Source organism: Bradyrhizobium nitroreducens, from assembly GCF_002776695.1.
Classification (GTDB): domain Bacteria; phylum Pseudomonadota; class Alphaproteobacteria; order Rhizobiales; family Xanthobacteraceae; genus Bradyrhizobium; species Bradyrhizobium nitroreducens.
Genome location: NZ_LFJC01000003.1, coordinates 7677601 through 7703105, shown reverse-complemented (window position 1 = coordinate 7703105; position 25505 = coordinate 7677601). Strand labels below are relative to the sequence as shown.

The following is a 25505-nucleotide window of genomic DNA, read 5'->3' as shown; positions in this document are numbered from 1 at the left end:
TCAGGCCTGATCTGACGCAGGCGCACCCGTCGGCTGAGTACGCCCGCTCGTCGTCGCGATCCAGATTCCAGCAAATACCGCGACGATGCCGGCCGCCAGATTCCAGCGCAGCGGCTCGTTCAAAAGCCAGGCGCCGACCAGCGATGCCGTGATCGGGTTGACCGTCACCGAGATCGCGACCCGCGTGGGCGTCGTGCGCTTCAGTGCGAAGGCCCAGAGATAGAACGTCAGCGCCGCGCCAAAGGCGCCGAGATAGGTAGCCGCCAGCCATTGCGGCGTGCCGAAGCCTGCGACCGGCGCAAAGCTGCCGCGGACATACGAGAGCAGGATCAGGCAGACCGCGCCCGCCGCCATGCTCATCGTGGTGAAGGCGATCGGGCCGGAGCGCCGGATCAACGGCTTTGACCAGATGCCGTAGAGCGCCATGCACAGAGCCGCCGCCGTCATCAGGAGATCGCCGCGCCAGGCGCCTGAGGGCGCCGAGGTCAGGTCGGAGAGCAGCGCGATGGCGACGCCCAAGGTCGCGATCACCACACCGGCCGATTTGCGCCAGGTCAGCGCCTCGGCGCCGAGCGCGGCCCCGATCACCAGGGACAACAGCGGCAGTGTCGACAGCGCGAGCGCACCGCGCGCGGCGGTCGTGAAGATCAGCGATGCGTTGAACAGGATCGGGAACAGCGCGAAGAACAGGATGCCGAGCCCGATCGCGGCGGCCCAGTCCCCTCGCGCCGGCCAGCGATCGCCGCGCAGCAGCGTCAGCGGCAGCAGCAGAAGAAAGCCGATGCCGAACCGGAACGAGCCGATCGCCAGCGGATCGAGACTGCTCACGAGATAGCGCGTGGCGCCGATCGAAGTGCCGCCCAGCGCGCTCGACAGCACCGCGGCCAGAACGCCAAGAACCTCGCCCACGCTTCCTCCCGTTGATGCTTTGCAGGCAGCATAGGAGGCGCGCCGAAACAGGGAATGGAATTTCCGTCATGCCAGGATAAGCTTTCGTCATGAGCTCACCTGTTCTCGATCCTGATCTGCTGAAGGCGTTTGCCGCCGTCGCCGAACATCGATCCTTCACGCGCGCCGCCGCGACGCTCAACCGGACCCAATCGGCGGTCAGCGTCCAGATCAGGCGCCTGGAAGAACGGCTTGGCGCAAAATTGTTTCAACGCACCCGGGCCGGCGTCGCGCTCACAGCGGCAGGCGACGAACTCCTCGTCTATGCAAGGCGGCTGCTCGATCTCAATGCCGAGGCCGTCGATGCGCTCCGCGCGCGCAGGCACGACACAGTCGTCCGCCTCGGCGTGATGGAGGACTACGGGACGATCGTCATTCCGCCCTTGCTGGCGTCCTTTACCCAACGCCATCCGGAAATCCGCGTCGAGATCGAGACCGGGCTGACCGCGACGATGCCGGCCCGACTCGGCGAAGCCTATGACCTCGTCATCGCCATGCACCCGGAAGGACGCGGCGATGGCGAGTTGCTGCGGCGCGAGCAGGCGGTCTGGGCCGCGGCTGCGTCGTATCCGGTCGAAGCCCAGGATACGCTGCCTGTCGCCCTCTACCCGCCGGGCTGCCTGTTTCGGCAATGGGCCGCGGACGCCCTCGATGCCACCGGCCGGCCCTGGCGGCTGGCCTTTGTCAGCCGCACGCTGGCCGCGGTCGAGGCCGTCGCGTCGCTGGGCCTTGCGATCACGGTCGTGAAAGCCGGCACCCTGCCCGCCAGCCTGCATATCCTGCCGGAGCGCGTCGGCCTGCCGCCGCTGCCGGCGGCGGACATCCGTCTTCACCGCGCCCGCAACCTGTCGCCTGTGGGTGGCCTGTTGGCCGACCATTTACAGCTTGGGATTTTGGAGCCGGTGTCCCATATCCTGATCTGACGCGTTGCCCCACCACCGGATTGGCCGGGCTGGCTGCAAGGCCACGAGGCACGAACCGGGACAATGAGCCGTGAACGTTTCCCTTTATGACATCTCCGTCTGGATCCTCCCGGTCCTGATCGCCATCACCTTCCACGAAGCCGCGCATGCCTTCGCCGCTCACCGCCTCGGCGACGACACGGCCTCGCAGCTCGGCCGCGTCAGCTTCAATCCGATCAAGCATATCGACCCGTTCGGCACCGTGATCCTGCCGGCGATGCTGCTGTTCGCGCATTCGCCGTTCCTGTTTGGCTATGCCAAGCCTGTCCCGGTGAATTTCCGCAAGCTCAATCACCCCCGGATCGACATGGTCTGGGTGGCCCTGGCCGGGCCGGTGACCAACATCCTGCTGGCACTGATTGCCGGCCTTGCCATCCGGGCCCTGCCCCGGGATCTGGACGACTGGTCGCGTTGGGTCCTTCAGAACCTCTGGAATGCGATCCGGCTCAACGCCGCGCTTGCGGTGTTCAACATGATGCCGATCCCGCCGCTCGACGGCGGGCGCGTCGCGGTGGGGCTGCTGCCCCGCACCCTCGCCGTGCCGCTGTCCCGGCTCGAGCCATTCGGGATGCTGATCCTGATCGGCCTGTTGATCCTGCTACCGCTGGCGGGTTCGCAGTTCGGTCTAAATCTTGATGTTATTTCAGCAATACTGCGAACGTTGACCGGTCATGTGATTCAGGCTGTTCTCTTCCTGACCGGCAATGCGTAGTTGAACAGCGACACCCGAACACAAGCCGAAGGGCCCGAGGCCGACTTGGTCAAAGCTGCCGATATGCTGATCGCGCGACGCGCGGACACCCGCGCCCGCGCCGATTTCGCCACCTGGAAGATGATGGCCAAGCTCAACGGCGCGTCCGCGCTGCCGGCGGAAGCCCAGGAATTCCTGGTGAGCTACCAGAACCTGCTGGCGCGGACGAGCGAGGGCGAGGCCACCGAGGCCACCATCGGCGCGATCTACAAGGCCTATTATGCCGAGATGGGCGGCGCGGGAACCCCGCCCGACGTGCGCCCGCGCCCGGCCGAGCCGGCAGCGGACAATGTTACCGCTTTCCGCCGCCCGGCGCCGAAGCCGAAGGCGACCAGCTTTTTCGGGGGTGGCACGGCCGCCGGTGCCCAGAAACGGCCGCTGCCGGTGGCGCTGATCTTCGCCTGCCTGGTCGTGGTCTATGTCGGCATCCGGCTCTATTGGCGCTGAGCCGTCTTCTTCTTTTTCTTCGCGTCTGGGGGCGTGAAGATGATGTCGACGGTGCGCTCGAACCGGTCCTCGGTCAGCCCGGCAGGCGGCTGCGGAATGGGGTCCGACTTGCGGACAATCGTGACCGCGGCCGCATCGTAAGCGGCGTCCCCGGACGACTCCACGACGTCGACGGAAAGCACGTTTCCTCTGCGGTTGATCGCAAAGCTCACCTTGACCTTCTGGTTACTGGGCTCTTTGCCCTCCGGATTGACCTTGTGAGCCGCGAGATGCGCACTGATCTTCCGATTCCAGTCGGCCGTGATCTTGAGGATGTCCTTGCCGAGCCCAAGCACCGGCGCCAGGGCTTTCTCGGCCTCGCGCGCGTCTTCATCGAGCGTCTGCCGCGCCGTCGCAACCGACTTCGGTGATGCTTCGGCCGCGGGGGTTTCGACCGCCGCGATCTTCGGATCCTCCTCCTGCGGCTTCTTGGAGATGTTTTCTGTCACGACCCGATCGGGATCGTCGACCTGCTGCGACTGATCCTTCGGCAGCTCCGTTTCCTTGGTCTCGGCCTTCTGTTCGGGAAGCGCCTGCTGCTCCTGCATCGCTTCGCTGTCGGGCCCGGGCGGAAGATCGGTTTCGGGCGCCTTTGGCGATGCCATCTCGACGGCGAACTCGGCGCCGGCCGCACCCAGACCGTCGTCTCCGTCGTCGGCCTGCAGATGCGCCAGCGCGAGCGCAGCACCACCCAGGTGGAGCACCAGCGCCGCGACCGCCGCCAGGATCCAGAGCTTTCGGGATGGTCTGAGTTCGTCCGACATGGCCTGTCTTCTTAAGGCTGGGCGGCGCCGGCCGCAGGCGCTCCCGGAGCGCCTTCCAGCGCCACCAGCTTCACCCGCGTATAGCCGCCCGAGCGCAGGAGCTCCATGACGCCCATCAACTCCCCATATGGTACCGACTTGTCGGCACGCAGGAAGACGTACTTGTCCTTGCTCATGTCGGACAGTCCGTCGAGCGTCCCGATCAACTCGGTCCGGTGGACCGGATTTTCTCCGATGGCCAGCGTCAGATCGGGCTTGATGCTGAGATAGGTCGGCTTGTCCGGCTTCTTCTGCGGCGTCGCGCTCGACGTCGGCAGGTCGATCGGCAGGTCGACCGTCGAGAGCGGCGCGGCGACCATGAAGATGATCAGCAGGACCAGAATGACGTCGATGAACGGCGTGACGTTGATGTCATGCGTTTCCGAGAAGTCGTCATCGTCATCATTGTCTGCGAGCGAGACGGCCATGGTTCACTCCGCTGCGCGCGAATGCACGCTGCCGTGGCTGCGGTCGAGATCGCGCGAGAGCAGCCGCGCCGCGGCGCCCGAGGCGCGGCTGACGAGCTCGATATAGCCCTTCGTCACGCGCGAGAAGTGGTTGTAGATGATGACGGCGGGGATCGCCGCAACCAGGCCGATCGCGGTGGCGAGCAGCGCCTCGGCGATGCCGGGCGCGACCACGGCAAGGTTCGTGGTCTGCGACTTCGAAATGCCGATGAAGCTGTTCATGATGCCCCAGACCGTGCCGAACAGGCCGACGAAGGGCGACGTGGAGCCGATGGTCGCGAGCACGCCCATGCCGATCCGGATCCGCCGCGCCTCGGCGCGCACGATCTCGGAAAAGCTGGAGGCCGCACGCTCCTTGATGCCGGCGTCGCTGGACAGGCCGGCCGACATCCGCGCCTCGCGCAGGGCTGCCGCCAGGAACGACGGCAGGATGCCTTCCTTGGCGCCCAGCGCCATCTGAGCTTCGGCGAGCGATCGCGTCTCAGCAATCTTCTTCAGGGCCGAACGAAGCTTGGTGGACGCGACCGACAGCTCGATCGACTTGGCGATGAAGACGGTCCAGGTCATCAGCGATGCGAAGGCGAGCCCGATCATCACCGCCTTCACGACGACGTCCGCCGACATGAACATCACCCAGGGCGACAACTCCTTCATGGCCGGCGCGATCGCGGCGGACGCATCGGGCTTGGCCGTGGTCGAAACGCTGGCCGCGGGGGACGCTGCCGGAGTAACCGGAGCGGCCGTCGCGGAAGGCGCCGGGACAGCAGGCGTGGTGACTGCCGGTGCGACCGGGGCCGGCTGAGGAGCCGATTGCGCCGGTGCCGAAGGGGTTTGTGTCTGGGCAGAAACGGGGGATGCGAGCCAGGCGGCCGCCAGCATCGCGGCGGCGGCAAGGCTTGCTCTAGAGGTCATGGTCTTCATACTTCGGCCCAGTAGCGAATGAGGTTGTGATAGATACCCGTCAATTTGACCGTTTCGGGATCGTCACGCCCGAGCCGTTCCACCAGCGCCTGTATCGCGGTGTCGAGGTCGAAGATCATGCTCCGGGCTTGATCGTCCCGTATCATGCTCTGAAGCCAGAAGAAAGACGCAACCCGCGCTCCCCTCGTCACCGGCGTGACGAGATGGAGGCTGGTCGATGGATAGAGCACGCAGTCGCCCGCTGGCAACTTGACTTCGTGGGAGCCGTAGGTGTCCTCGATCACAAGTTCGCCACCATCGTACTCCTCCGGCTCGGCGAGGAACAGCGTCACCGACAGGTCCGTACGGATGCGAAGGCCGGTCAGACGGTCGCCGCGGATCGCATTGTCGACATGCAGGCCGAAATGGTGGCCGCTGCTCGCCGCATAGCGGTTGAACAGCGGCGGGAAGATCTGGAGCGGAACCGCCGCCGCGATGAAGCGCGGGTTCGACGTCAGCGCCGAGATGATCCGGTTGCCGAGTTGTCGCGCGACCTCGCTGTCGGGTGGGAGCTGTTCATTGCGCTTGACCATGGCCGATTGCGCGCCGGCAGTCGACCGACCATCTTCCCATTCGCTGGCGTCCATGATGCGGCGGAAATCCGCCACATCATCCTTGCTCAGAATGCCAGGCAGGCACGTCAACATGATCAGAACTTCGCCGTCGTGACGATGTAGAAGGCCCGCCCCGGCGCGACCGCCACGAACGGCACTGCGCTGCGATAGAGCGTGTCGTAGTACAGCTTGTTGGTCAGATTCTGGGCGTAGAACTTCATGCTCCAGTTCTTGTCGATCTTCTTCTCCACGAACGCATCGAAGCGCCAATAGCTCGGCAGTTCGTTGCCGGTATTGGCCGCGAAGGTGCCGCCATAGACCTTCGAGCGATACACCGCCTGCCCGCCGATCTCCCAGCCGTCGTCGAACTTGTACTTGGACAGCATGCTGAACGACTGATGGGCGACGTTGGCGAGCTGCAGGCCGATGTTGGAGGCGATGCCGCTTTGCGTGACCTTCGACTGCATCAGCACCAGGCCGCCGAAGATGCTCCAGCGATCCGTGATCTTGCCTTCGGCCTCGATGTCGATGCCCTGAATACGGTAGGCCGCGCCCGAGGTGAGCAGGTTATTGACGGTCTCTCGCGCATTATCCTTGGTGGTCTGGAACAGCGCAGCGCTGACCAGCAGGTGACGGTCAGCCAGCTCCCATTTGGTGCCGATCTCTGCCGCCTTGTTGCGCTCGGGCCCGAGCAGGATCGTCGAGTTGGCGGGAACGCCACCGTAATCGGTGCCGGTAGCGTCGAGCTCCGAACCGAACGGATTGGCGGAGGTCGCATAAGCGGCATAGACACTGCCGATCGACATCGGCTTGTAGACGAGGCCGACGTTGTAATTGACGAGATCGGAGCTTTGCTTGAGGTAGGCCGAATTGGTGGATGAGCTCTGGCTGTAGCCATCGTAGCGCACGCCGCCGTTGACGATGACCGTGTCCTGCCAATTCGCGGTATCCATCACATACACGCTGCTGGTGTTGACGCCATAGCGCGTCGGATTTCCAACCAGCGACGGCGTGCCGAACGGAATGTTGGTGTATTGCGGGGAGTAGAGATTGACCCCCGTCACGGCACCGGTGCTCGTGAAGGAGCTCCCGGCCAGCTCCGACGCGAGGCCGGCGTAACGGTCGATCGAAATGTTCTCGTTCGAATATTCGACGCCGAACACAGCGGTGTGCTTGACGCCGCCGGTGTCGAGCTTGAACGTGGCCTCGTTCTGGTTGGCCCACACGTCCACGTTCTGGTAGCGGCTCTGCGCGCTCGCCGTCGTGGTCCAAAGCATCGGATTGGAGCTGGCCGTAACCGGGTTCTGCGGCAGCGTGCCGATGTAGTTGAGCAGCGAATGCTCGCCGCGCACCTTGCTGGTCAGCGTGATGGCCTCGTTGACCTTGTACTCGATCGTGCCGGTGCCGAAATCCTGCCGTGCGGTCTGGAAGTCGCGGTTGAGGAAGCCGTACCAGTTTCCGCGCGGAATGCCGGCCGAGGTCACCGGCACGTTGCCCTGCTTGTAATAGGGCACGCCGAAATCGGGAAGGCCGCTGAGGTCGGTGTGAACGTAGTTGGTCGTGATCTTGATGTCGTTGGTCGGAGTGTACTTGGTCGAGATGAAGGAGCCCCAGCGATTGTCGGTCACGTAATCGCGGCCGGCGACGTTGGCGTCCTGGAACATGCCGCCCGTGCGTACCGAGAAGGTGGGATCGATGACCTGGTTGACGTCGAGCGTGACGCGCTTTGTGTAGTCGGTCCCGAACTCGGTATCCATGCGCTGGAAATTGCGATCGCCCGCCTGCTTGGTGACGATGTTGATGGCACCGCCGGCGGTGCCGCGGCCGGCATAGGAAGAGGCCGGGCCGCGCAGGATCTCGATCTGCTCGGTGAAGAAGTTCTCGCGGATGGAAACGGCGGGATCACGGATGCCGTCGATGAACACGTCGTTGCGCGCATCGAAACCACGGATGAAGAAGCGGTCGCCGAACGCGTTGCCGCCCTCGCCCGAGCCCAGCGTCACGCCCGCGGTCGAGCGTCCGATCTCCTTCAGCGTCGTCGCGTTCTTGTCCTGAAGCACTTCCTTGCTGAGCACCGTGATGGTCTTGGGCGTGTTCAGCATCTTCTCGGGAAACTTGCCCGACGCCTGGACATGATCGACCTTGTAGGGTGCGGCCGGATCGGCATAGGGGCTGCCGTCGGGAGCACCTGACGGCGTCGTCGGTGCCGCCTGCTGCGCCGCCTGCTCGCGCTGCGCGGCGCGGCGAAGCGCGTTGCGGGCACGGACCTGCTCCGGCGAGGGCTTCGATGCCGTCGGACGCGGGCGCTCGACAGGCGCGTCGACCGTCACCGGCGGCAGGTTCGACTGTTGCGCCTGCGCGCCGCTCGACACCGACGCCACCGCAATCAAGCTCGCAACCGCAGACGCCTTCTTACCGGAAACGCCCGCGAATTTTTCATCCACCAGATCGAATGCTGCGACCGAACGCAACGACTTCGGTGCGACCACCTGCCCCATTACCAAACGCCCCATCTTTCTGTTCGCTCATTCGCTTCGGCGAACGATGAGATGTTGGTATCGGCGGCAAAATAACGGGTCAATGCGAGCGGCTCGCAAGAACCCTTGAATCGATCCAGATCAAAACAATTCTAAACTGCAGTTTGAAACCGTTCTAAACCTAGCTTGGACTCGTTCTAAAGAGCGCGCCGCACGCAATGCAATCGCAACCGTCTTCGCAGCATCAATCGCTGCTCGGCGGCTTCATCAGCGAAAACAATTCATCGACGGTTTTCTGCGCGACTGCGCGCACGCGATCGGTTGAGTCCATGCCGGCGATGTTGACGCCGTTTACAACGGCTTTGATCTCGTCTCGGAAGTCCGTGAGGAAGCGCAAGGGATCGCGCTGCTCGTTGGCCACGCGCGCGATCAATCCCGTGATCAGAATCTGACACGCGATCAGCTTGCCGTTCAATTCGTCCATCCTGCGCTCCATGTGTGGCGGCGCCGATATGGACGATGCGGCAATCCCTGACAACCGAAACAGCCTCCGCGCGATTTAGAACCGTTCTTCGCACCGGCACCGGACGGCGGTTCGGCGCGGCACCGGGCGGGCCGAGCTCACCGTCTGCGAGTGCCGCACAAGACTTGCGCGCCGGTCGCATGGTCGGGAAAATGCAGCACTGCACACCGCCGCGCCACGGCACTGCCCAGGCGGTGCAAAGCTTTCCAATTGTTTAGGATTCTCGACGGATAGTGCTGTTTACACTGGAACTTGGCGTGTATTATACAAACGCGCTGGAACCCTGCGATTGCCCTGTAATTCGTAAGCGAGGGCACACGAGCCGACACGAGACAACATGAAAAAGTCCCGGCCGATCCTCTGGCTTCTGACCGTCGCGGCCGTGGCCACGGCGGGTTACTATGGGTGGCAGACGTTCGGGCACGGGGCCGGCAAGGCCCAGACCGCCCAGAAAGGCCCGACCCGCCCGGCCGCCGTCCCGGTGAGCGTTTCGCCGGTCCAGAAGGTCGACTTTCCGGTCTACCTGACCGGTCTCGGCACGGTTCAAGGTTTCAACACCGTACAAGTCCGGACTCGCGTGGACGGCCAGATCGACAAGCTCGCCTTCAAGGAAGGGCAGATCGTCCAGCAAGGCGAGCTTCTGGTCTCGATTGATCCCCGCCCCTATCAAGCCGCGCTCGACCAGGCCAAGGCCAAGAAGGCGCAGGACGAGGCCAGTCTCGCCAACGCCAATCTCGAACTCCAGCGTGCCATGAAGCTCGGCGAATTCGCGACCGCGCAGCGGGTCGATACCCAGCGCTCGACCGTCGCCCAGCTGACCGCCCAGATCGCCGCCGACGAGGCCGCGATCGCCAACGCCCAGACCCAGCTCGACTACACCCAGATCAAGGCGCCGATCACCGGCGTCGCGGGGCTTCGGCAGGTCGACATCGGCAACATCGTCAACGCATCGACACAGACCGGCATCGTGACGATCTCGCAGGTCGAGCCGATCGCCGTGATCTTCACGGCGCCGGAAGACCAGCTTCCCTATATCAGCGAGGGCCAGAAGAGCGGCGCGCTCAAGGTGATCGCTTTCACCACCGACGGCAAGAAGACGCTGGCCGAGGGCAAGCTCGCGGTCATCAACAACCAGGTCGACACGAGCAGCGGGACGATCCGGCTGAAAGCGGTGTTCGACAACAAGGACCACGCGCTGTGGCCGGGTCAATCGGTCTCGACACGGCTTCTGGTGCGGACGCTGAAGGACGCGACCGTTGTTCCCGATGACGCGGTCCAGCATTCCACCAACGGCCTCTACGCCTATACTGTCAATCAGGACAACAAGGCCGAGGTGCACAAGGTCAAGGTCAGCTACGCCATCGATGGACGTTCGGTCATCGACGAAGGGCTGAGCCCCGGTCAGCAGGTGATCACAGGCGGCCAGTTCAAGGTGCAGCCCGGAAGCCTCGTCTCGACGGCGGTGGCAAGCTCCAACCCGGCCCAGAACAAGGTACGACAGGAATGACCGAGGGCGGGATTTCGGCACCTTTCATCCGTTATCCCATCGGCACCTCGCTGCTGATGGCCGGCATCCTGTTTGTCGGCCTCGTCGCCTATCCCCTGCTCCCCGTGGCACCGCTGCCGCAGGTCGACTTCCCGACCATCCAGATCACCGCCAATCTGCCGGGCGGCAGCCCCGAGACGATGGCCTCGTCCGTGGCCCAGCCGCTGGAGCGCCAGTTCGCCCAGATCCCCGGCATCGCCCAGATGACCTCGACGAGTTATCTCGGCACCGCCTCGATCACCATCCAGTTCGACCTCAACCGCAGCATCGACGGCGCTGCCAACGACGTGCAGGGCGCCATCAACGCCGCCAGCGGCCAGTTGCCGAAGAACCTGCCTTCGCCGCCGACCTACCGCAAGGTCAACCCGGCCGACGCGCCGATCCTGTTGCTGTCGGCGACATCCGAGACACTGCCTTTGACCAGCGTCAGCGACGCGGTCGACGCCCAGCTCGCCCAGCAAATCAGCCAGCTGTCGGGCGTGGCGCAGGTCTTCATCGGCGGCCAGCAGAAGCCCTCCATTCGCGTCCAGGTCGATCCGGCGAAGCTTGTCGCCAAGGGCCTGTCGATGGAGGACGTCCGCAGCCAGATCGCGATCACCACGGTCGACAGCCCCAAGGGCAATATCGACGGCGAGAAGCGCGCCTACACGATCTACGCCAACGACCAGCTCACGCACGCGAAAGACTGGAACGACGTCATCATCGCCTATCGCAACGGCGCTCCGTTGCGAATCCGCGACATCGGACAGGCGGTCAGCGCCGCCGAAGATGCCAAGCAAGCCGCCTGGGCCAACGGCAAGCGCGGCGTGTTCCTGGTGATCTTCAAGCAGCCGGGCGCCAACGTCATCGAGACCGTCGACAGGATCAAGGCGACCCTGCCTCGCCTCGTGGCGGCGATCCCGCCCGCGATCAAGATCGAGCTCATCAGCGACCGCACCACGACCATCCGCGCCGCCGTCGAGGACGTCCAGTTCACGCTGCTTCTGACCATCGCCCTCGTGGTCATGGTCATCTTCATCTTCCTGCGCAGCTTCTGGGCCACCGTCATTCCCACCGTCACGGTTCCGCTGGCGCTGTTGGGCGCCTGCGCCCTGATGTGGGTCGCCGGCTATTCGCTCGACAATCTGTCGCTGATGGCGCTCACCATCGCAGTCGGATTCGTCGTCGACGACGCCATCGTGATGCTCGAGAACATCACGCGCTACATCGAGGAGGGCGAATCGCCGATGGCGGCGGCCTTCCGCGGTTCCAAGGAAATCGGCTTCACCATCGTGTCGATCAGCATCTCGCTGGTCGCGGTGCTGATCCCGCTCCTGTTGATGGGCGGCATCATCGGGCGCTTGTTCCGCGAATTCGCCGTCGTGCTGGCGATGACCATCTTCGTGTCGATGTTCGTGTCGCTGACCCTGACGCCGATGATGGCCTCGCGCTTCCTGCGGGCCCATGGCGAGGTCAACCACGGCAAGTTCTACCAGTGGAGCGAGCGCGCCTTCGATTCGATGCTGCGCGGCTATGAATACGTTCTGGATCACGCCCTCGCCTGGCGGCGCACCACGCTCACGATCTTCTTCGCCACGCTCGCATTGTCGGTCTATCTGTTCGTGCTGATCCCGAAGGGCTTCTTCCCGCAGCAGGACGTCGGCCTGATCACGGCGACTTCGGAAGCCTCGCAGGACATTTCGTTCAAGGAGATGACCCGGCGCCAGGAACAACTCGGCAAGATCATCCTCGCAGATCCCGACGTTGCCAGCGTCGCCATGTCGATCGGCGGCAGCGGCCGCGCCGGCAACAACGGCAACATCTTCATCACGCTGAAGCCGCGCGACAAGCGCGAGGCCTCCGCGCAGCAGATCATCGCGCGACTGCGTCCCCAGTTCGACAAGGTCGAGGGCGCCCGCCTCTACATGCAGGCGGCGCAGGACGTGCGGCTCGGCGGCCGGCCGACGCGCACGCAGTTCGAATTCACGCTGCAGGACGCCAATCTGGAGGAGCTCAACGAATGGGCCCCCAAGATCCTGGCCAAGATGCAGACGCTGCCCGAGCTGCGCGACGTCGCGACCGACCAGCAGACCCAGGGCACCACCGTCCAGCTCAAGATCAACCGCGATACCGCCTCGCGCTACGGCATCCAGCCGCAGCTGATCGACGACACGCTGTATGACGCCTTCGGACAGCGGCAGGTCACGCAGTATTTCACCCAGCTCAACACCTACAAGGTGATCCTGGAGATCCTGCCGGAGATGCAGGGCAATCTCGACAGCCTCAACAAGCTTTATCTGAAATCGCCGCTGACGGGCGATCAGGTCCCGCTGTCGACGTTCGCGACCTGGACCACCGATCCGGTCCGCCCGCTCTCGATCAGCCATCAGGGTCAGTTCCCGGCGATCACGATCAGCTTCAACCTCGGCCAGGGCGTCGCGCTCGGCCAGGCGACCGAGGCCGTGCAGAAGGCGATGGCCGATCTCGGCGCGCCGCCGACGCTGAACTCGAGCTTCCAGGGCACTGCGCAGGCGTTCCAGCAGTCGCTCGGCACCGTGCCGCTCTTGATCCTCGCCGCGCTCGTCGTGGTCTATCTGATCCTCGGCATCCTCTACGAGAGCTACATCCATCCGATCACGATTCTGTCGACGCTGCCCTCGGCCGGCGTCGGCGCGCTTCTGATCCTGATGGCGGCCGGCTTCGACTTCAGCCTGATTGCGTTGATCGGCATCATCCTGTTGATCGGCATCGTGAAGAAGAACGGCATCATGATGGTCGACTTCGCGATCGCCGCCGAACGCGACGAGCACAAGACGCCGGCGGAATCGATCCGCCAGGCTGCGCTGCTGCGCTTCCGGCCGATCATGATGACGACGATGGCCGCGCTGCTCGGCGGCGTGCCCTTGATGCTCGGCCATGGCACCGGCGCCGAGATCCGCCAGCCGCTCGGCTACGCCATGGTCGGCGGCCTGATCGTCAGCCAGGCGCTGACCCTGTTCACGACGCCCGTGGTCTATCTCTATCTCGACGAGCTCAACAACTGGTTCTCCACCTGGGGCCGATCGGGTGACGGCGAAGGCGGCGAGGCAGTCGAGCACGGTGGCGTCAAGCAAGCCGCCGAGTGAGCTTGCACCGCGCCTCCCGCAACGCTACAGCGAGACCCCGGTTCACGCCAACGCGGTTTCGCCATGCTCATGCAATCCAGACTTGTCGCCCTCGCCGCTGCCGTCCTGCTCCCCCTGGGCGCCGCGCATGCCCAGCAGGGCGCCAAGAAGAACGCCGCCCCTGCCCCGGCGGCACAACCCGCACCGGCCCCGACGCAGCCACAGGCTGACGGCTCGCAGGCGCACCAGCCCGGCTGGGTCGTGCGCTGCACCAGCGTGAGCCGCGATGCTCCGCTCGAATGCGCGATGGAGCAGAATGCGGTGCTGACCAAGACCGGTCAGACCGTCGTCCTGATCAACATCCGCATCGCGCCCGACACCCGCACGCCGATCGCGCTCCTGCAATTGCCGCTCGGCCTCAACCTTCCCGTCGGCGCCAAGCTTCAGGTCGACGAGGGCAAGACGGTCGACCTCCAGATCCAGACCTGCGAGAACCGCGGCTGCTACGCCTCGACACCGATTGCGGCGGACCTGCTCGGTGCCTTGCGGTCGGGCAAGCAGCTGAAGGTCTCCTTCCAGAACATGGCCAAGGAGACGATCGCGATCCCGATGCCCCTCGGCGATTTCGCGGCTGCCTACGACAAGATCAAGTAGCCGGCCTCGCGTTACTGCCGCGCCATCTGCGCGTTGCCGACGGCTTCGCCGTCGAGCTTCTGGTCACCATGCATGGTGACCGTGACGCGCAGGAGCCGGCCCTCGAACTCGAACGGCGCCTCGTAATGTGACACCGGACTGCCGCGGTCACGGCCGATGTCGAGGCCGGACCACGAGATCAGCGTGTGGAAGCCGAGCTGGGTCTGCAGCGAACCCGCCGGCTCGCCGTCGATCAGCAGCGTGTATTCGCTGACGCCGGTGCGCGCGCCCTTGGCCGGCGGCTCCTTGCGCACGAGACGCTCGACATGCACGCCGAGCCGCCGCGCGCCTGACGGCACCTTGCGATCCGAGCGTACGACCTGGTGGCTGCCGCCGATGTTGAGGTCGTGCACGAGATGACCGTCCTTGACAAAGAGGCTGTAACCCGACGTCGCATCGCCGTGCGAGATCAGAACGCCGTCTGCGCCCTCTTCGGCCATCTCGACATGCGCCTCGATGGTGTAGCTGCGGCTGCGCACGTCGGGCGCGACGTCGGTCGGGACGTGGCCCATGCCGGCGTGGAAGACGAAGCGATGTCGCGCACCGTGGAAGCGTGCGGCGTTCTCGGCAAAGCGCGGCCCGAAGCGGTCGTCGAGCGGCAGCACGTTGTGCTTCTCGGCCTCCTCCCACCAGGTCGCGATCATCCGTCCGAGGCGCTCCGGCTCGGCTGCCGCCAGGTCGCAGGTCTCGGAGAAATCGGCGTCGAGATGGAACAGCTCCCATTTGTCGTTCTCGAACGGCGTGCCCGACGGATGAAAGGCGACCGCCTTCCACCCGGCGTGCCAGAGACCGCGATGACCGAACATCTCGAAATATTGCGGCGAGCCTTTTGACGGCGCCGATGCATCCGTGATCGAACGCGCAAAGCTCTCGCCTTCGAGCGGCATCTGCGCACAGCCTGCAATCGTGCCGGGAGGCTCGATGCCGATCAGTTCGAGCAGCGTCGGCGTGAGATCGCAGGCATGCACGAACTGGTGCCGCAGCTCGCCATTGGCCGCGATGCGTCTCGGCCAGTTGATGACGAAGGGATCGCGGATGCCGCCGCCATGGGTGTTCTGCTTGTAGCGACGCAGCGGCGTGTTGGACGCCATCGCCCAGCCATGCGGAAAATTGCTGTGAGTGTCGGGGCCGCCGATGTCGTCGATGCGGGCGAGCTTCTCCGCGATCGGCTCCGGCTTGAAGTTGAACGGCCCCATGGCGTTGACGAAACCGAGCGGCCCGCCCTCCTGGCTCGCGCCGTTGTCGGACATCACGATGATGACGGTGTTGTCGCGGATGCCGGCCGTCTCCAGGAATGCGACGAGACGCGCCAGATGGCGGTCGGAATGGTCGAGCATGCCGGCGAAGGCCGCCTGCAAGCGCGTGAAGACGCGACGCTCGTCGGCCGAATGCTCCTCCCAGGCTTTTACGCCGTCATTGCGTGCGGGCATCCGCGTATCCTGCGGCACCAGCCCCATCGCCTTCTGGCGCGACAGACGCTGCTCCCGCTCGACGTCCCAGCCATGCGCGAAGGCGGCGTCATAGCTCCTGATGATCTCGGCCGGCGCCTGATGCGGCGCGTGGCAGGCACCGAGCGCGACCCAGGTCAGCCAGGGCACATCAGGCCGATCCGCGAGGTGATCGCCGATGAAGCGGATCGACTGGTCGATCAGATCTTCGGTGAGATGATAGCCGTCGGCATAGGTCCCCGGGGGATCGATATGCGTGTTGTCCGAGACGAGCTCCGGCGCGTACTGGTCGGTCTCGGCGTCGAGGAAGCCATAGAAGCGATCGAAGCCGCGCCCGAGCGGCCAGCCGTCGAACGGCCCGGTAGCGCCGCTCTCGGTCAGCGGCGTGACGTGCCATTTGCCGACCATGTAGTTGCGATAGCCGTGCACCCGCAGCATCTCGGCCAGCGTCCCCGCCTCGCGCGCGATCTTGCCGCGATAGCCGGGATAGCCGGAATCGAAATTGGCGAGGCACCCGACCCCGACCGAATGGTGGTTACGCCCCGTGAGCAGCGCGGCGCGCGTCGTCGAGCACATCGCGGTGGTGTGGAAACCGGAATAGCGCAGGCCCTCGGCGGCGAGCCTGTCGATGGTCGGCGTCCTGATCGCCGAGCCGTAACAACCGAAATCGGAGAAGCCGACATCGTCGAACAGCACGATGAGGACGTTCGGCGCGCCCGCGGGCGGCTTCGGCGCCTCCGGCCACCACGGTTTTGACTGCGCAACCGTCTTGCCGATGCTGCCGCCGAACGGCGTGGCGCTGCCTGCACTCATCTGATCCTCCCTGCCGGACCCAATGTTCGTCTCGGCGCCCGCGTTGACCCGTGGCGCATCCGGCTCTAAATTATAATCAGAATTATGATTATGATTTTTGGCGGATGCAAGCACGGATGCGCCCACGTTCAGACCAGCCGGAGCTTCGCGATTTCGACCTGCCGGGCGTCGCCCCGTCCCGTCAGAAGCGCAGTCGGGAAACGACGCTGGCGTTGCTGCGCGCCGGCGCCGCGATGCTGCGAACGCGCAGCCTGGTGGAGCTTTCGATCGAGGCGCTCTGCACCGAAGTCGGGGCCACCGTCGGCGCCTTCTACAGCCGCTTCGAGAGCAAGGAGACCTATTTCAACGCGCTGATGGCGCTGGCCGCGCGTGACGGCGAGCAGCGGCTGGACGAGATCAGGCGACCGTCGCCGGATGCAAGCCTCGACCAGCTCTGCCCCATCATCGTCGGCGGCATCATCGCCTGGATGCGCAGCCACGAAGGCGTGCTGCGCGCCGCGCTCCAGCACGACGACACCCGCCCGGACAAATGGACGCCGTTCAAGGCACTTGCGCAGGCGACCACCGCGCGCGCCACCCCGCTCCTGCTGCCGGCCATGGGCAAGGGCCGCAAGGCCGCCAAGAGCCGCGCCATCGCCTTCGGCTTCCAGATCGTGCTGGGCACGCTGGTGAACGCGATCCTCAACGATCCCGGTCCGCTACAGCTGTCGTCGAAAGAGATGGAGACGCGCCTTGCGAGCTGCCTGTTGCTGCTGCTCCAGGCCGAACTATGACAGACCTTCCTCGCGAAGGATCTGCTTCGCTTTTGTGTCTCCGAGCGCAGCGGCTTTTCTGACCCAGAAGATGGCGCGTTCAGTATCTTTCGAGGCGCCGTTGAGGCCGTGAGAATGATTCACGATCATCTCTCGGATGGTCGCCAAATGGCCGGCTTCGGCGACCCGCTGTTTCAGATCGAAGGCCCTGAAGTACCGCTCCTTTGCCGTCCCGGCCCCGAGCCCTCTTCGGAGAGCTCCCGCAAGATGAAGCAGCGATTCCAAATCGTGGTCGGCGATCGATGCCTCGGCTCGGTCCATCAAGGCCACACTCGCCGCCTGATCTCCCTTGTCATCCAGATATTCGGCCATCTCGATCATGGCCATGACAGAGCCTTTCGCGATGAACTGCTCCAGATAGGCAACGGCTTCGCCGTCGTCATCCTGTCTCAAAAGTCTGGCGACCCCGACATCGAAGCCGAGCGCATCTGAGAACACGACTCTCGTCTCCCGCGCGTGAAGTTGTACGAGCGTAGCACCACGATCCGATATCTGTCATGGCCGCTTCGAGCGGGAAGCCGGTCGGCCGGCATCGAGAGATGTACCCGGATCTCACGCGCGTTCCATCCGGGTGCGGGCCACCTCGCTTGTTGCCGTCAGTCTCCGTCAGCCGACGACGTCGCTCGCCCGCAGCAGCGTCGTGAAGCCGCCATAGATCATGCGCTTGCCGTCGAACGGCACGCCCTCCATCTTCAGCCGCGGGTCTGCCATCACCTTCTTGTTGACGGCATCGCGGGTCGCCCGGTCGGGGTAGACGATCCAGGAGAACACCACGACCTCGTCCTCCCCAGCCATCACCGCGCGCGGAAACGAGGTCAGCTCGCCATAGGGAACATCGTCGGCGATGCACTCGACATAATCGAGCGCGCCGTGCTCCATCCAGAGCGCGCAGGCGGTCGTCGCCAGCGTCTTGTAGGCCTCGACCTTGTCCTTCGGCACGGCCAGAACGAAACCATCGACATAGGGCATCACGGATCTCCTTGGGTTGTATGACCCAAGGACGATGAGGAGCGCGGCGATCCGACGGCGGGATGCGATTTGAGGATGAGGCAAACCGTCGCGAGCGGCGCACGGCCAATGAACCGGACGTCCCCGCCGAGCGGCATACCGGGGACGTGGATTTTGGAAGAGCGCCCGGAACTGGCTGGGGAACCTGGATTCGAACCAAGACAAACAGAGTCAGAGTCTGTTGTGCTACCGTTACACCATTCCCCAACGGAATAGTCGAACAAATTCAATGACTTGATTATTTGTTCGACTGTCGCCGGAAGCGCGTTTGGCGCAAATCACGGCTCAGGCGTGGCAGGGTTCTACCCGCTCGCCCCCGGGCTGGCAAGCGCTGCGGTGGATGGGGCGTCTCTCCTCAACAGGAGGAGCGGGACCCGACCATTCACGCGCTTCGCCAGCCAAACTTCGCCGTGGCTCTGTCGCCTAGTCCAGCTTGATGTTCGCGGCCTCGATCACCTTCTTCCAGCGCGCCGTCTCGGCGGCGATGTAGGCCGCGAACGGCTCGGAATCCACGGCGACGGCGGTGGCACCGAGCTCGGCCAGCTTCTGCACCGTCTCCGGCTGCTGCATGAAGGCGCGGATCTCGGCCGACAGCTTTTCGACGATCGGCTTCGGCGTGCCAGACGGCACGAAGAAGCCGTGCCAGGCCACCGCCTCGAACCCGGGCAGGAATTCGGCAACGGCCGGCGCCTGCGGATCGAAGTCGGCGCGCTTCGGCGTTGCGGTCGCCAGCAGCGCCAATTGGCCGGTCTTCACCTGCGGTAGCAGCAGCGGCACGTTGTCGAAGGCCAGATCAATCTGGCCGCTGAGCAGGTCCGTCAGCATCTGGCTGGAGCCCTTGTAGGGAACGTGCACCATCTTGGTGCCGGTCATCTGCTGAAACAGCTCGCCGGCAAGATGCTGGGACGTGCCGACGCCGGCCGAGCCGAACGAGACCTTGTCCGGATTCGCCCTCAGATAGGCGATCAGCTCCGGCACGGTGCGCGCCTTGATCTTGTTGGGATTGACGACGAGCACGTTGGGCACGACGCTGATCTGGGCGACCGGCACCAGATCCTTGTCCGGCTGGTAGCTGAGCTTCGGCCCGTAGAGCGACGGGTTGATCGCAAGAGCGGACGTGCTCGCAAGGCCGAGCGTGATGCCATCCGGCGCCGATTTCGCCAGCCGCGTCACGCCGAGGATCGAGCCGGCACCGGCGACATTCTCGACCACGAACGGCTTGCCGAACTTCGTCTGCAGATGGTTCGAGACCATGCGCGCGAAGATGTCAGCCGTGCCGCCGGCGGCGAAGGGAACGATCACCGTCACCTGCTTGGACGGATAAGCATCCTGCGCCTTCACCGGTGACGTCGCCAGCAGCACTGCCGACACAAGACCAAGCCACATCGATCTCATCGAAGTTTCCTCCACCTTTACCGTGTTGTTGATCGGGGGCCGCGCGCGACGGAAGCGTCAGAACGCGGCGTCGTACATGTTCAGGATCGCATCCCGGCTAAGATCGCGCGGATTGTTGTCGAGCAGGCGGCGAATGGCGTGCGCCTCATCCGCCATCACGCCGAGGTCGTTCCTGGGCACGCCGAGCGCGGACAGCCGCATCTCGATGCCGAGGTTCTTGCAGAACCCGTAAGTGGCGTCGAATGCGAGCTTCGGATCGGTGCGCTCCGGCAAGCCCAGCGCACCCAGCACCGCGATCGTCTTCGCCTCCACGGCCGGCATGTTGAAGGCCAGCGTGTGCGGGAAAATCACCGCGCAGGCCAGTCCATGCGCCACGTGGTGACGCGTGCCGAGCGGATAGGCCACGGCGTGGCCGGCGGTCGTGTTCACCGGTCCCAGGCAATAGCCGCCATAGAGCGAGGCCAGCGAAAGGCCCGCGCGCGCCTCGCGGTCGTCGCCGTCGGCCACCGCGCGCGCGAGATAGTGTCCGACCAGCCGTGCGCCCTCGAGCGCATAGAGGTCGATGGTCGGATGCGCCTTGCGGCTGGTATAGGCCTCAACGCAATGCGCCAGCGCATCGACGCCGGTCGCCGCGGTGACTTCCCTCGGCACGGTCATCGTCAGATCCGGATCGACGATGGCGATGTCGGCCAGCATGAAGCGGCTCTGCACCGCCTGCTTGTTCTGGCTGACGGGATCGGTAACGAGCGCGCGGGTGCCGGCTTCGCTGCCGGTGCCCGACGTCGTCGGGATCTGCATCAGCGCCACGCTGCGGCCGGCCACCTTCTCGGGCCCGACGATATCGGCAAAGGGCACGTCGGACGTGCACATCACCGCGACGAGCTTGGCGAGATCCATTGCGCTGCCGCCGCCAAACCCGACAACGAGGTCGGGCTTAACGTCCTTCGCCATCGCCACCGCCGTCTCCAGATTGGGCAGGTCCGGCTCGGGCTTGACATCGCCGAACACTTTTACAGCCCCCGGCAGCGCCAGCGTGTCGACGCGAGCAGCATTGAAGGGATCGGAGATCACCAGCGGCCGCCTGGCGCCGATCCGCTCGGCAAAGCGCGCCGCGGCGGTGATGGTGCCGTTGCCGAACTCCAGGATGGTGGGACGTTGGATTTCGATGGGCGTGAAGGCGTTGGTCATAGGCTCAGTCTCATGACTTCGATGCGGAGACGCCGGCGGCCAGCCGCTCGGCATAGTCGATGGCCTCGATCAGGCTGTGCTCGTTGGCGATGCCCTTGCCGGCAATGTCGAAGGCCGTGCCGTGATCGACGGAGGTGCGGATGATCGGCAGGCCCAGCGTGATGTTGACGCCGGACAGCTCCTGCCAGCGGCCGGTCGCGGGATCGACCTGGAAGCCGAGCAGTTTGACCGGGATGTGGCCCTGGTCGTGATACATCGCGACCGCTGCATCGTACTGGCCGGCGCGCAGCTTGACAAAGATGGTGTCGCCGGGCACCGGGCCGACGACGTCGAGACCATCGGCGACCGCCTTCGCAATCGTCGGCGCTGACACGTCGATATCCTGCCGGCCGAACAGACCGCCCTCGCCGGCATGCGGATTGAGCGCGGCAATCGCGATCTTCGGCTTGGCGATGCCGAGCCGCAGCAAGGCATCGTTGGTGAGGTCGATCACCATGCGCAGACGCTCCGGCGTCAGACGCTTCGGCACGTCCTCCAGGGCGACATGGGTCGAGACATGGCTGACACGCATGTTGCCATGGGCAAGAAGCATCACCGAGCCACGCACCCCGGTGAGATGCGCCAGCATCTCGGTATGGCCAGGGAAATGATAACCCGCCTTGTTGAGCGCTTCCTTGTTGAGCGGCGCCGTGACGATCGCCGCGGTCCGGCCGGCCTGCGTCAGGCGTACGCCCTGCTCGATCGCCTTGTAGGCAAAGCGGCCGCCATCGGCGCTGAGCACGCCGGGCTTGATCGGATCCCCCTCGGTGTCGGCCTGGAGGTAACAGAGATTGGGCCATTCGCGATCGTCGGCCATGACCTGGGGGATGGCGACGTCGGCGCCGAGCGCGGCCTTTGCGCCTTCCAGCGCTGCGCCGCTGCCGATCACGAGCAGGCGCAGATCGCCCTTCGCGATCCGCTCCTTCAGCCCGACGCAGGCCTTGACGATGATCTCCGGCCCGATCCCGGCCGGATCGCCCATGGTGATGGCAAGATGACGAGAGGTCATATCGGACCCTCCATTCTGAGCAGATGATTGTTCCGGAGCAGGTCACGCCACAGCCCGCTGGAACCGAATGCGCCTGATTTCGAGATGACGTCAACGCCGGCCCAGCGCCCGCCTTGCAGGATCGAACGCGGCAATCCCGGGACGATACGCCCCGTCACCTGGAGGGCATGGGCATCAAGACCAACACACGCCGCCTTCAAGGTCTCGCCGCCGGCCACGATCAACGTGCCGGGTCGATCGAGCGTCGCGATCAACGCGGTCAGTTCGTACGCGATCCGCCGCGCCGCCTCAGTGCGCGTCAGGCCTTCGGCGAGCGAGAACTTGACCATCGCCACGCGATCGTCGACCAGCTTGCGCCGAACGCGGTCCGCGCCCTCGCCCTCCGCAAGTGTCATCGCAGCCTCGCCGCACGTCGCCAGTTGCGCCGCCGTGGCGGGCTGATCGGAGCCGAACAGCCCCAGCACGGGCAGCTTCAATTGGTCCGGCGCATCGGCACGGTGACTGCGCGCCAGCGCACCGGCCAGTCCGCCGCTTCCGCACCACAGCACGGGACCCGGCATGCGCCGTCCCATCTCGACGACGCGGTCGAGGTCGATGTCACTCTCGGCGTCGAAGACCTGAACACCGCCCCGCGATGGCGTATCGGAGCTGCCCTGCCGCGCCTCGAGGCCCTCGCGTTGCAACTGGGTCAGGAGATCGTCGCCGACCCGATGCCACTCGCCCTGCACCGTGCGTGCGAATTGCTGCCCGCCTGCGGTGCGGCGTCCCTGATAATCAAATGCGGGCGCGACCACGCAGGATGCAAAGTGACCGCCTTTCAGGCAGGCGCCGAGCTCTGCCGCCCACGCCCCCCGCAACAGGCTATCGACCTTCTTGTAGGCGATTGTCGCGCCCAGAAGATGGGACGCCAAGCGTCCGACGATCCTGATGCTCTCGTCCTTCGCGCGCTCACGGGTGCCGCTATCGATTGCCAGGCTCCCGGAATCCAGCGGCGCAGACCCTTCCGACCAGATGACATCGAAAGGTCCGCACAGGCCGACGAACTCCGCCGCGGTGTCGAGCGCACCGGTGAGGTCGTCAGCAAGCAGCCGGACGCTCGTCATCGTCATGCAGCTCCCGCGCCGAAAATCTTGCCGGGATTCATCAGCCCGTGCGGGTCGAGCAATCGCTTGATATCACGCATCAGGTCGATGTCGAGCGGATCGGCGACGCGGGCAAGCCTGCCGCGATTGGTGATGCCGATGCCGTGCTCGGCACTGATCGCCCCGCCCTGCGCCGCGGTCTCGTCATCGACGATCTCGTTGATTTGCGCCACCAGCCTCGCCGTCACTTCCGGATCCTGGCAATGTACCCGATCGATCAGGGCCACGACGTGGATGTTGCCGTCGCCAATATGACCGTGCATCACGACGTTGGCATGAGGGACAGCCGCCTTGATGCGGGCTTCGACATTGTTGACGAAAGCCGCCTGACGCTCCAGCGGCACCACGCTGTCATGCGACACCACATAGCCGCTGCGCTTGTTGCCTTCGGACACGCTGTGCCTGACGGCCCAGATCGCCTTCGCCTGCGCCAGGTTGGAGGCCAATATGGCGTCCTCGGCCAGCCCTGCTTCCATCGCATCCGCGAGAACGGCAGCCAGCGGCTCGTTGAGGTCGACGCCTACAAGCGTATCGGTCAGCTCGACGATCAGATACCACGGCGTCGTCAGCTCGAAGGGAATGGTGACGTGCGGCACGGTCGAGGCGATCGCCTCGATCTGCGACCGCGACATGATCTCGAGGCTGCCGAGCCGGTCGCCGATCGCGCCGCGCAGGCGCTGCATGATCTCGAGCGCCTGCTCGACGCCCTGCAATTTCAATAGCGCCAGGGCCGAACTGCGCGGCGGCGCGAACAGTTTCAGCACGGCCGCGGTGACGATGCCGAGCGTGCCCTCCGCGCCGATGAAAAGCTGCTTGAGCGCGTAGCCGGTATTGTCCTTGCGCAGCGCGCGCAGGGCGTTGAAGACGCGCCCGTCGGGCAGCACGACCTCGAGACCGAGCACGAGGTCGCGCGTCGGACCGTAGCGCAACACCGCGGTTCCGCCCGCATTGGTCGAGATATTGCCGCCGATCTGACAGGAGCCCTCGGCGCCCAGACTCAAGGGAAAGTAGCGATCGACGTCCCGGGCCGCGTTCTGTACCTCCGCGAGGATACAGCCGGCCTCCACCGTGATCGTATTGGCGAGGGGGCTGACGTCGCGCACAGCGCGCATCCGATCGAGCCGGATCACCACATTGCCCGCGTGATCGTCCGGCGTCGCCGCCCCGCACATGCCGGTGTTGCCACCCTGCGGCACGATCGTGAGGCGCCTTGCGGCGCAGAACTTCACGACGGCGGCGACCTCGGCTGTCGAGCCCGGCTTCACCACCGCGACCGCGCGGCCGTGATAGCGCCCGCGCCAGTCCACCACGTAGGGCTCCTGGTCGGGCCCGGACGCGATGACGTGCTTGTCGCCGACGATTGCGGCGAGCCCGGCCAGCGCATCCAGGAAAGAGTCGGACATCGGTTCGCCTCGCCTTTCGGGCCCGGCCTAGGCGGAGGCGGCGAACGCCGCGGCATTCGCGAGCAGCACTTTCAGCTGGTCCGGCTGCAAGGACTCCAGCGGCGGCCGCAGACGCTGCCATCCGGCATGCCCAGTGCGATCGGCCGTGAGTGCCTTCAGCGAGGCCATCTGCGGGAACTGCGAGACCAGCTCGCGCGCCTGCACGATGCGCGCCTGCGCCGCCTTCAGCACCGGATCGTCATCGCTGTCGCCGAAATGCTTGAAGACATAGGCCAGACTGCGCGCGACGACGTTGGAGGTCGCGGTGATGCAGCCAGCGCCGCCCTTGCGCAGCAGCGGCAGCATCAACGGATCGGCGCCGCCGAGCACGGCGAACCCGGGGAAGCGCTCCACCATCGCCGTCATGTTGGCGAAGTCGCCGGACGAATCCTTGATTCCGGTGAACGTCGCCGGATAAGCCTTGCGCAATCGTTCGATCAGGGCATGCGAGATCGGCTGCGCCGACATTTGCGGATAGTGATAGAGAACGACTTTCAGGCGCGCATCGCCGATACGCTGCATCACTTCGCTGTAGGAGGCGAAGATGCCGTCATCCGTGACGTTCTTGTAGTAGAACGGCGGCAGCATCACCACGGTCTCGACGCCGAACGAGAGCGCGTGGCGCGTCAGCGCGACGGTCTCGGTGAGTGCGGCAACACCGGTGCCCGGCAGAAGCCGCTGCGGCGAGATGCCTGCGGCCACGACAGCTTCGAGCAGAGCGGTGCGCTCCGCGACGGAAAAGGAGTTGGCCTCCCCCGTGGTGCCCAGCATCGCGATGCCGTCGCAGCCTTCGTCCAGGAGATAGCGGCAATGCTCCACGAAACGCGCGTGATCGGGGGCAAGCACGGCATCGAGCGGCGTCAGCGCGGCGGAGAACACGCCATGAGGGTGGAGTGATGATGTCGACAAAACTTCCTCCGATCGCCAGAACGATATTGTTCGGATTGCGAACATTT

At 65.1% G+C, this 25505-nt stretch carries 23 protein-coding genes and 1 tRNA gene; 7 read left to right on the top strand and 17 right to left on the bottom strand.

Annotation, left to right across the window (positions count from 1 at the left end):
* Complete coding sequence (locus tag TSA1_RS36435; protein ID WP_100180534.1) at positions 1 to 909, bottom strand: DMT family transporter; 909 nt, start codon at positions 907 to 909, stop codon at positions 1 to 3.
* 89 nt (positions 910 to 998) lie between these two features.
* Here TSA1_RS36435 and TSA1_RS36430 point away from each other — a divergent pair, with 89 nt between their 5' ends.
* From TSA1_RS36430 to TSA1_RS36420, 3 genes are all read left to right on the top strand, one after another.
* Positions 999 to 1871, top strand: a complete 873-nt coding sequence (locus TSA1_RS36430) for a LysR family transcriptional regulator (protein ID WP_100180533.1) — start codon at positions 999 to 1001, stop codon at positions 1869 to 1871.
* A 70-nt stretch (positions 1872 to 1941) separates the two neighbouring features.
* Positions 1942 to 2622: a site-2 protease family protein gene (locus tag TSA1_RS36425; RefSeq protein WP_100180532.1), complete on the top strand. Its 681-nt coding sequence runs from the start codon at positions 1942 to 1944 to the stop codon at positions 2620 to 2622.
* A gap of 63 nt (positions 2623 to 2685) precedes the next feature.
* Positions 2686 to 3108 (top strand): hypothetical protein, encoded by a 423-nt coding sequence (locus TSA1_RS36420; protein ID WP_100181538.1) that lies wholly within the window; start codon positions 2686 to 2688, stop codon positions 3106 to 3108.
* Here the strand turns inward: TSA1_RS36420 and TSA1_RS36415 are convergent.
* From TSA1_RS36415 to TSA1_RS36390, 6 genes are all read right to left on the bottom strand, one after another.
* Positions 3096 to 3911, bottom strand: a complete 816-nt coding sequence (locus TSA1_RS36415) for an energy transducer TonB family protein (RefSeq protein ID WP_100180531.1) — start codon at positions 3909 to 3911, stop codon at positions 3096 to 3098. The two genes, TSA1_RS36420 and TSA1_RS36415, sit on opposite strands and share 13 nt — an antisense overlap.
* An 11-nt stretch (positions 3912 to 3922) precedes the next feature.
* A complete protein-coding gene (exbD, locus tag TSA1_RS36410; RefSeq protein ID WP_100180530.1) occupies positions 3923 to 4378 on the bottom strand; it encodes a TonB system transport protein ExbD in 456 nt (151 codons plus the stop codon).
* Between the two features lie 3 nt (positions 4379 to 4381).
* Positions 4382 to 5338 (bottom strand): tonB-system energizer ExbB, encoded by a 957-nt coding sequence (gene exbB / locus TSA1_RS36405; protein ID WP_100180529.1) that lies wholly within the window; start codon positions 5336 to 5338, stop codon positions 4382 to 4384.
* The gene (locus TSA1_RS36400) at positions 5335 to 6024 is read right to left on the bottom strand and encodes a Fe2+-dependent dioxygenase (RefSeq protein ID WP_100180528.1); all 690 of its coding nucleotides are present in this window, start codon (positions 6022 to 6024) and stop codon (positions 5335 to 5337) included. Before TSA1_RS36400 ends, exbB begins: the two co-directional genes overlap by 4 nt.
* 2 nt (positions 6025 to 6026) lie before the next feature.
* A complete protein-coding gene (locus tag TSA1_RS36395) occupies positions 6027 to 8429 on the bottom strand; it encodes a TonB-dependent receptor (RefSeq protein ID WP_100180527.1) in 2403 nt (800 codons plus the stop codon).
* Positions 8430 to 8652: 223 nt separating this feature from the next.
* The gene (locus tag TSA1_RS36390) at positions 8653 to 8892 is read right to left on the bottom strand and encodes a hypothetical protein (protein WP_027571757.1); all 240 of its coding nucleotides are present in this window, start codon (positions 8890 to 8892) and stop codon (positions 8653 to 8655) included.
* Positions 8893 to 9268: 376 nt separating this feature from the next.
* Here TSA1_RS36390 and TSA1_RS36385 point away from each other — a divergent pair, with 376 nt between their 5' ends.
* The 3 genes from TSA1_RS36385 to TSA1_RS36375 all read left to right on the top strand — a co-directional run bounded on the left by TSA1_RS36385 (position 9269) and on the right by TSA1_RS36375 (position 14214).
* Positions 9269 to 10438: an efflux RND transporter periplasmic adaptor subunit gene (locus tag TSA1_RS36385; protein WP_100180526.1), complete on the top strand. Its 1170-nt coding sequence runs from the start codon at positions 9269 to 9271 to the stop codon at positions 10436 to 10438.
* Complete coding sequence (locus tag TSA1_RS36380) at positions 10435 to 13581, top strand: multidrug efflux RND transporter permease subunit (RefSeq protein WP_100180525.1); 3147 nt, start codon at positions 10435 to 10437, stop codon at positions 13579 to 13581. The genes TSA1_RS36385 and TSA1_RS36380 overlap by 4 nt, the downstream gene beginning before the upstream one ends.
* A 63-nt stretch (positions 13582 to 13644) precedes the next feature.
* The gene (locus TSA1_RS36375) at positions 13645 to 14214 is read left to right on the top strand and encodes an invasion associated locus B family protein (protein WP_174719238.1); all 570 of its coding nucleotides are present in this window, start codon (positions 13645 to 13647) and stop codon (positions 14212 to 14214) included.
* 11 nt (positions 14215 to 14225) lie between these two features.
* Here the strand turns inward: TSA1_RS36375 and TSA1_RS36370 are convergent, their stop codons facing one another.
* On the bottom strand, positions 14226 to 16514 hold the full coding sequence (locus TSA1_RS36370) for an arylsulfatase (RefSeq protein WP_100180524.1): 2289 nt from the start codon (positions 16512 to 16514) through the stop codon (positions 14226 to 14228).
* A gap of 116 nt (positions 16515 to 16630) precedes the next feature.
* Here TSA1_RS36370 and TSA1_RS36365 point away from each other — a divergent pair, with 116 nt between their 5' ends.
* The gene (locus tag TSA1_RS36365) at positions 16631 to 17287 is read left to right on the top strand and encodes a TetR/AcrR family transcriptional regulator (protein WP_174719237.1); all 657 of its coding nucleotides are present in this window, start codon (positions 16631 to 16633) and stop codon (positions 17285 to 17287) included.
* On the opposite strand, the gene TSA1_RS36360 is transcribed toward TSA1_RS36365, so the two are convergent.
* The 9 genes from TSA1_RS36360 to TSA1_RS36320 all read right to left on the bottom strand — a co-directional run bounded on the left by TSA1_RS36360 (position 17282) and on the right by TSA1_RS36320 (position 25458).
* Positions 17282 to 17764, bottom strand: a complete 483-nt coding sequence (locus TSA1_RS36360; protein ID WP_100180522.1) for an SEL1-like repeat protein — start codon at positions 17762 to 17764, stop codon at positions 17282 to 17284. The genes TSA1_RS36365 and TSA1_RS36360 overlap by 6 nt on opposite strands.
* A 168-nt stretch (positions 17765 to 17932) precedes the next feature.
* Entirely contained in the window at positions 17933 to 18295 is a 363-nt protein-coding gene (locus TSA1_RS36355; RefSeq protein WP_174719236.1) for a DUF1428 domain-containing protein, read from the bottom strand.
* Between the two features lie 172 nt (positions 18296 to 18467).
* A tRNA-Gln gene (locus TSA1_RS36350) sits at positions 18468 to 18541 on the bottom strand.
* Between the two features lie 216 nt (positions 18542 to 18757).
* Positions 18758 to 19729 carry a Bug family tripartite tricarboxylate transporter substrate binding protein gene (locus TSA1_RS36345; RefSeq protein WP_100180520.1) on the bottom strand — a complete coding sequence of 324 codons (972 nt, stop codon included), beginning with the start codon at positions 19727 to 19729 and terminating at the stop codon, positions 18758 to 18760.
* A 57-nt stretch (positions 19730 to 19786) separates the two neighbouring features.
* Positions 19787 to 20917 carry an iron-containing alcohol dehydrogenase gene (locus tag TSA1_RS36340; protein WP_245448499.1) on the bottom strand — a complete coding sequence of 377 codons (1131 nt, stop codon included), beginning with the start codon at positions 20915 to 20917 and terminating at the stop codon, positions 19787 to 19789.
* A gap of 10 nt (positions 20918 to 20927) precedes the next feature.
* Positions 20928 to 21965, bottom strand: coding sequence for a 4-hydroxythreonine-4-phosphate dehydrogenase PdxA (pdxA, locus tag TSA1_RS36335; RefSeq protein WP_100180518.1), 1038 nt, complete (start codon positions 21963 to 21965; stop codon positions 20928 to 20930).
* Positions 21962 to 23068, bottom strand: a complete 1107-nt coding sequence (locus TSA1_RS36330) for a four-carbon acid sugar kinase family protein (protein ID WP_100181536.1) — start codon at positions 23066 to 23068, stop codon at positions 21962 to 21964. Before TSA1_RS36330 ends, pdxA begins: the two co-directional genes overlap by 4 nt.
* A 2-nt stretch (positions 23069 to 23070) precedes the next feature.
* Entirely contained in the window at positions 23071 to 24510 is a 1440-nt protein-coding gene (locus TSA1_RS36325; RefSeq protein WP_100180517.1) for an FAD-binding oxidoreductase, read from the bottom strand.
* A 27-nt stretch (positions 24511 to 24537) separates the two neighbouring features.
* Positions 24538 to 25458 carry a dihydrodipicolinate synthase family protein gene (locus TSA1_RS36320; protein ID WP_174719235.1) on the bottom strand — a complete coding sequence of 307 codons (921 nt, stop codon included), beginning with the start codon at positions 25456 to 25458 and terminating at the stop codon, positions 24538 to 24540.
* Positions 25459 to 25505: the final 47 nt, after the last annotated feature.

What these genes read in the sequence shown, in the direction of transcription:
- exbB (WP_100180529.1), bottom strand. Translation starts at nt 5,338, where the DNA reads ATGAAGACCATGACCTCTAGAGCAAGCCTTGCCGCCGCCGCGATGCTG.
- TSA1_RS36420 (WP_100181538.1), top strand. Translation starts at nt 2,686, where the DNA reads ATGCTGATCGCGCGACGCGCGGACACCCGCGCCCGCGCCGATTTCGCC.
- TSA1_RS36380 (WP_100180525.1), top strand. Translation starts at nt 10,435, where the DNA reads ATGACCGAGGGCGGGATTTCGGCACCTTTCATCCGTTATCCCATCGGC.
- TSA1_RS36325 (WP_100180517.1), bottom strand. Translation starts at nt 24,510, where the DNA reads ATGTCCGACTCTTTCCTGGATGCGCTGGCCGGGCTCGCCGCAATCGTC.
- TSA1_RS36390 (WP_027571757.1), bottom strand. Translation starts at nt 8,892, where the DNA reads ATGGACGAATTGAACGGCAAGCTGATCGCGTGTCAGATTCTGATCACG.
- TSA1_RS36430 (WP_100180533.1), top strand. Translation starts at nt 999, where the DNA reads ATGAGCTCACCTGTTCTCGATCCTGATCTGCTGAAGGCGTTTGCCGCC.
- TSA1_RS36345 (WP_100180520.1), bottom strand. Translation starts at nt 19,729, where the DNA reads ATGAGATCGATGTGGCTTGGTCTTGTGTCGGCAGTGCTGCTGGCGACG.
- TSA1_RS36400 (WP_100180528.1), bottom strand. Translation starts at nt 6,024, where the DNA reads ATGTTGACGTGCCTGCCTGGCATTCTGAGCAAGGATGATGTGGCGGAT.
- TSA1_RS36375 (WP_174719238.1), top strand. Translation starts at nt 13,645, where the DNA reads ATGCTCATGCAATCCAGACTTGTCGCCCTCGCCGCTGCCGTCCTGCTC.
- TSA1_RS36355 (WP_174719236.1), bottom strand. Translation starts at nt 18,295, where the DNA reads ATGCCCTATGTCGATGGTTTCGTTCTGGCCGTGCCGAAGGACAAGGTC.
- pdxA (WP_100180518.1), bottom strand. Translation starts at nt 21,965, where the DNA reads ATGACCTCTCGTCATCTTGCCATCACCATGGGCGATCCGGCCGGGATC.
- exbD (WP_100180530.1), bottom strand. Translation starts at nt 4,378, where the DNA reads ATGGCCGTCTCGCTCGCAGACAATGATGACGATGACGACTTCTCGGAA.
- TSA1_RS36330 (WP_100181536.1), bottom strand. Translation starts at nt 23,068, where the DNA reads ATGACGAGCGTCCGGCTGCTTGCTGACGACCTCACCGGTGCGCTCGAC.
- TSA1_RS36340 (WP_245448499.1), bottom strand. Translation starts at nt 20,917, where the DNA reads ATGACCAACGCCTTCACGCCCATCGAAATCCAACGTCCCACCATCCTG.
- TSA1_RS36415 (WP_100180531.1), bottom strand. Translation starts at nt 3,911, where the DNA reads ATGTCGGACGAACTCAGACCATCCCGAAAGCTCTGGATCCTGGCGGCG.
- TSA1_RS36385 (WP_100180526.1), top strand. Translation starts at nt 9,269, where the DNA reads ATGAAAAAGTCCCGGCCGATCCTCTGGCTTCTGACCGTCGCGGCCGTG.
- TSA1_RS36370 (WP_100180524.1), bottom strand. Translation starts at nt 16,514, where the DNA reads ATGAGTGCAGGCAGCGCCACGCCGTTCGGCGGCAGCATCGGCAAGACG.
- TSA1_RS36365 (WP_174719237.1), top strand. Translation starts at nt 16,631, where the DNA reads ATGCGCCCACGTTCAGACCAGCCGGAGCTTCGCGATTTCGACCTGCCG.
- TSA1_RS36395 (WP_100180527.1), bottom strand. Translation starts at nt 8,429, where the DNA reads ATGGGGCAGGTGGTCGCACCGAAGTCGTTGCGTTCGGTCGCAGCATTC.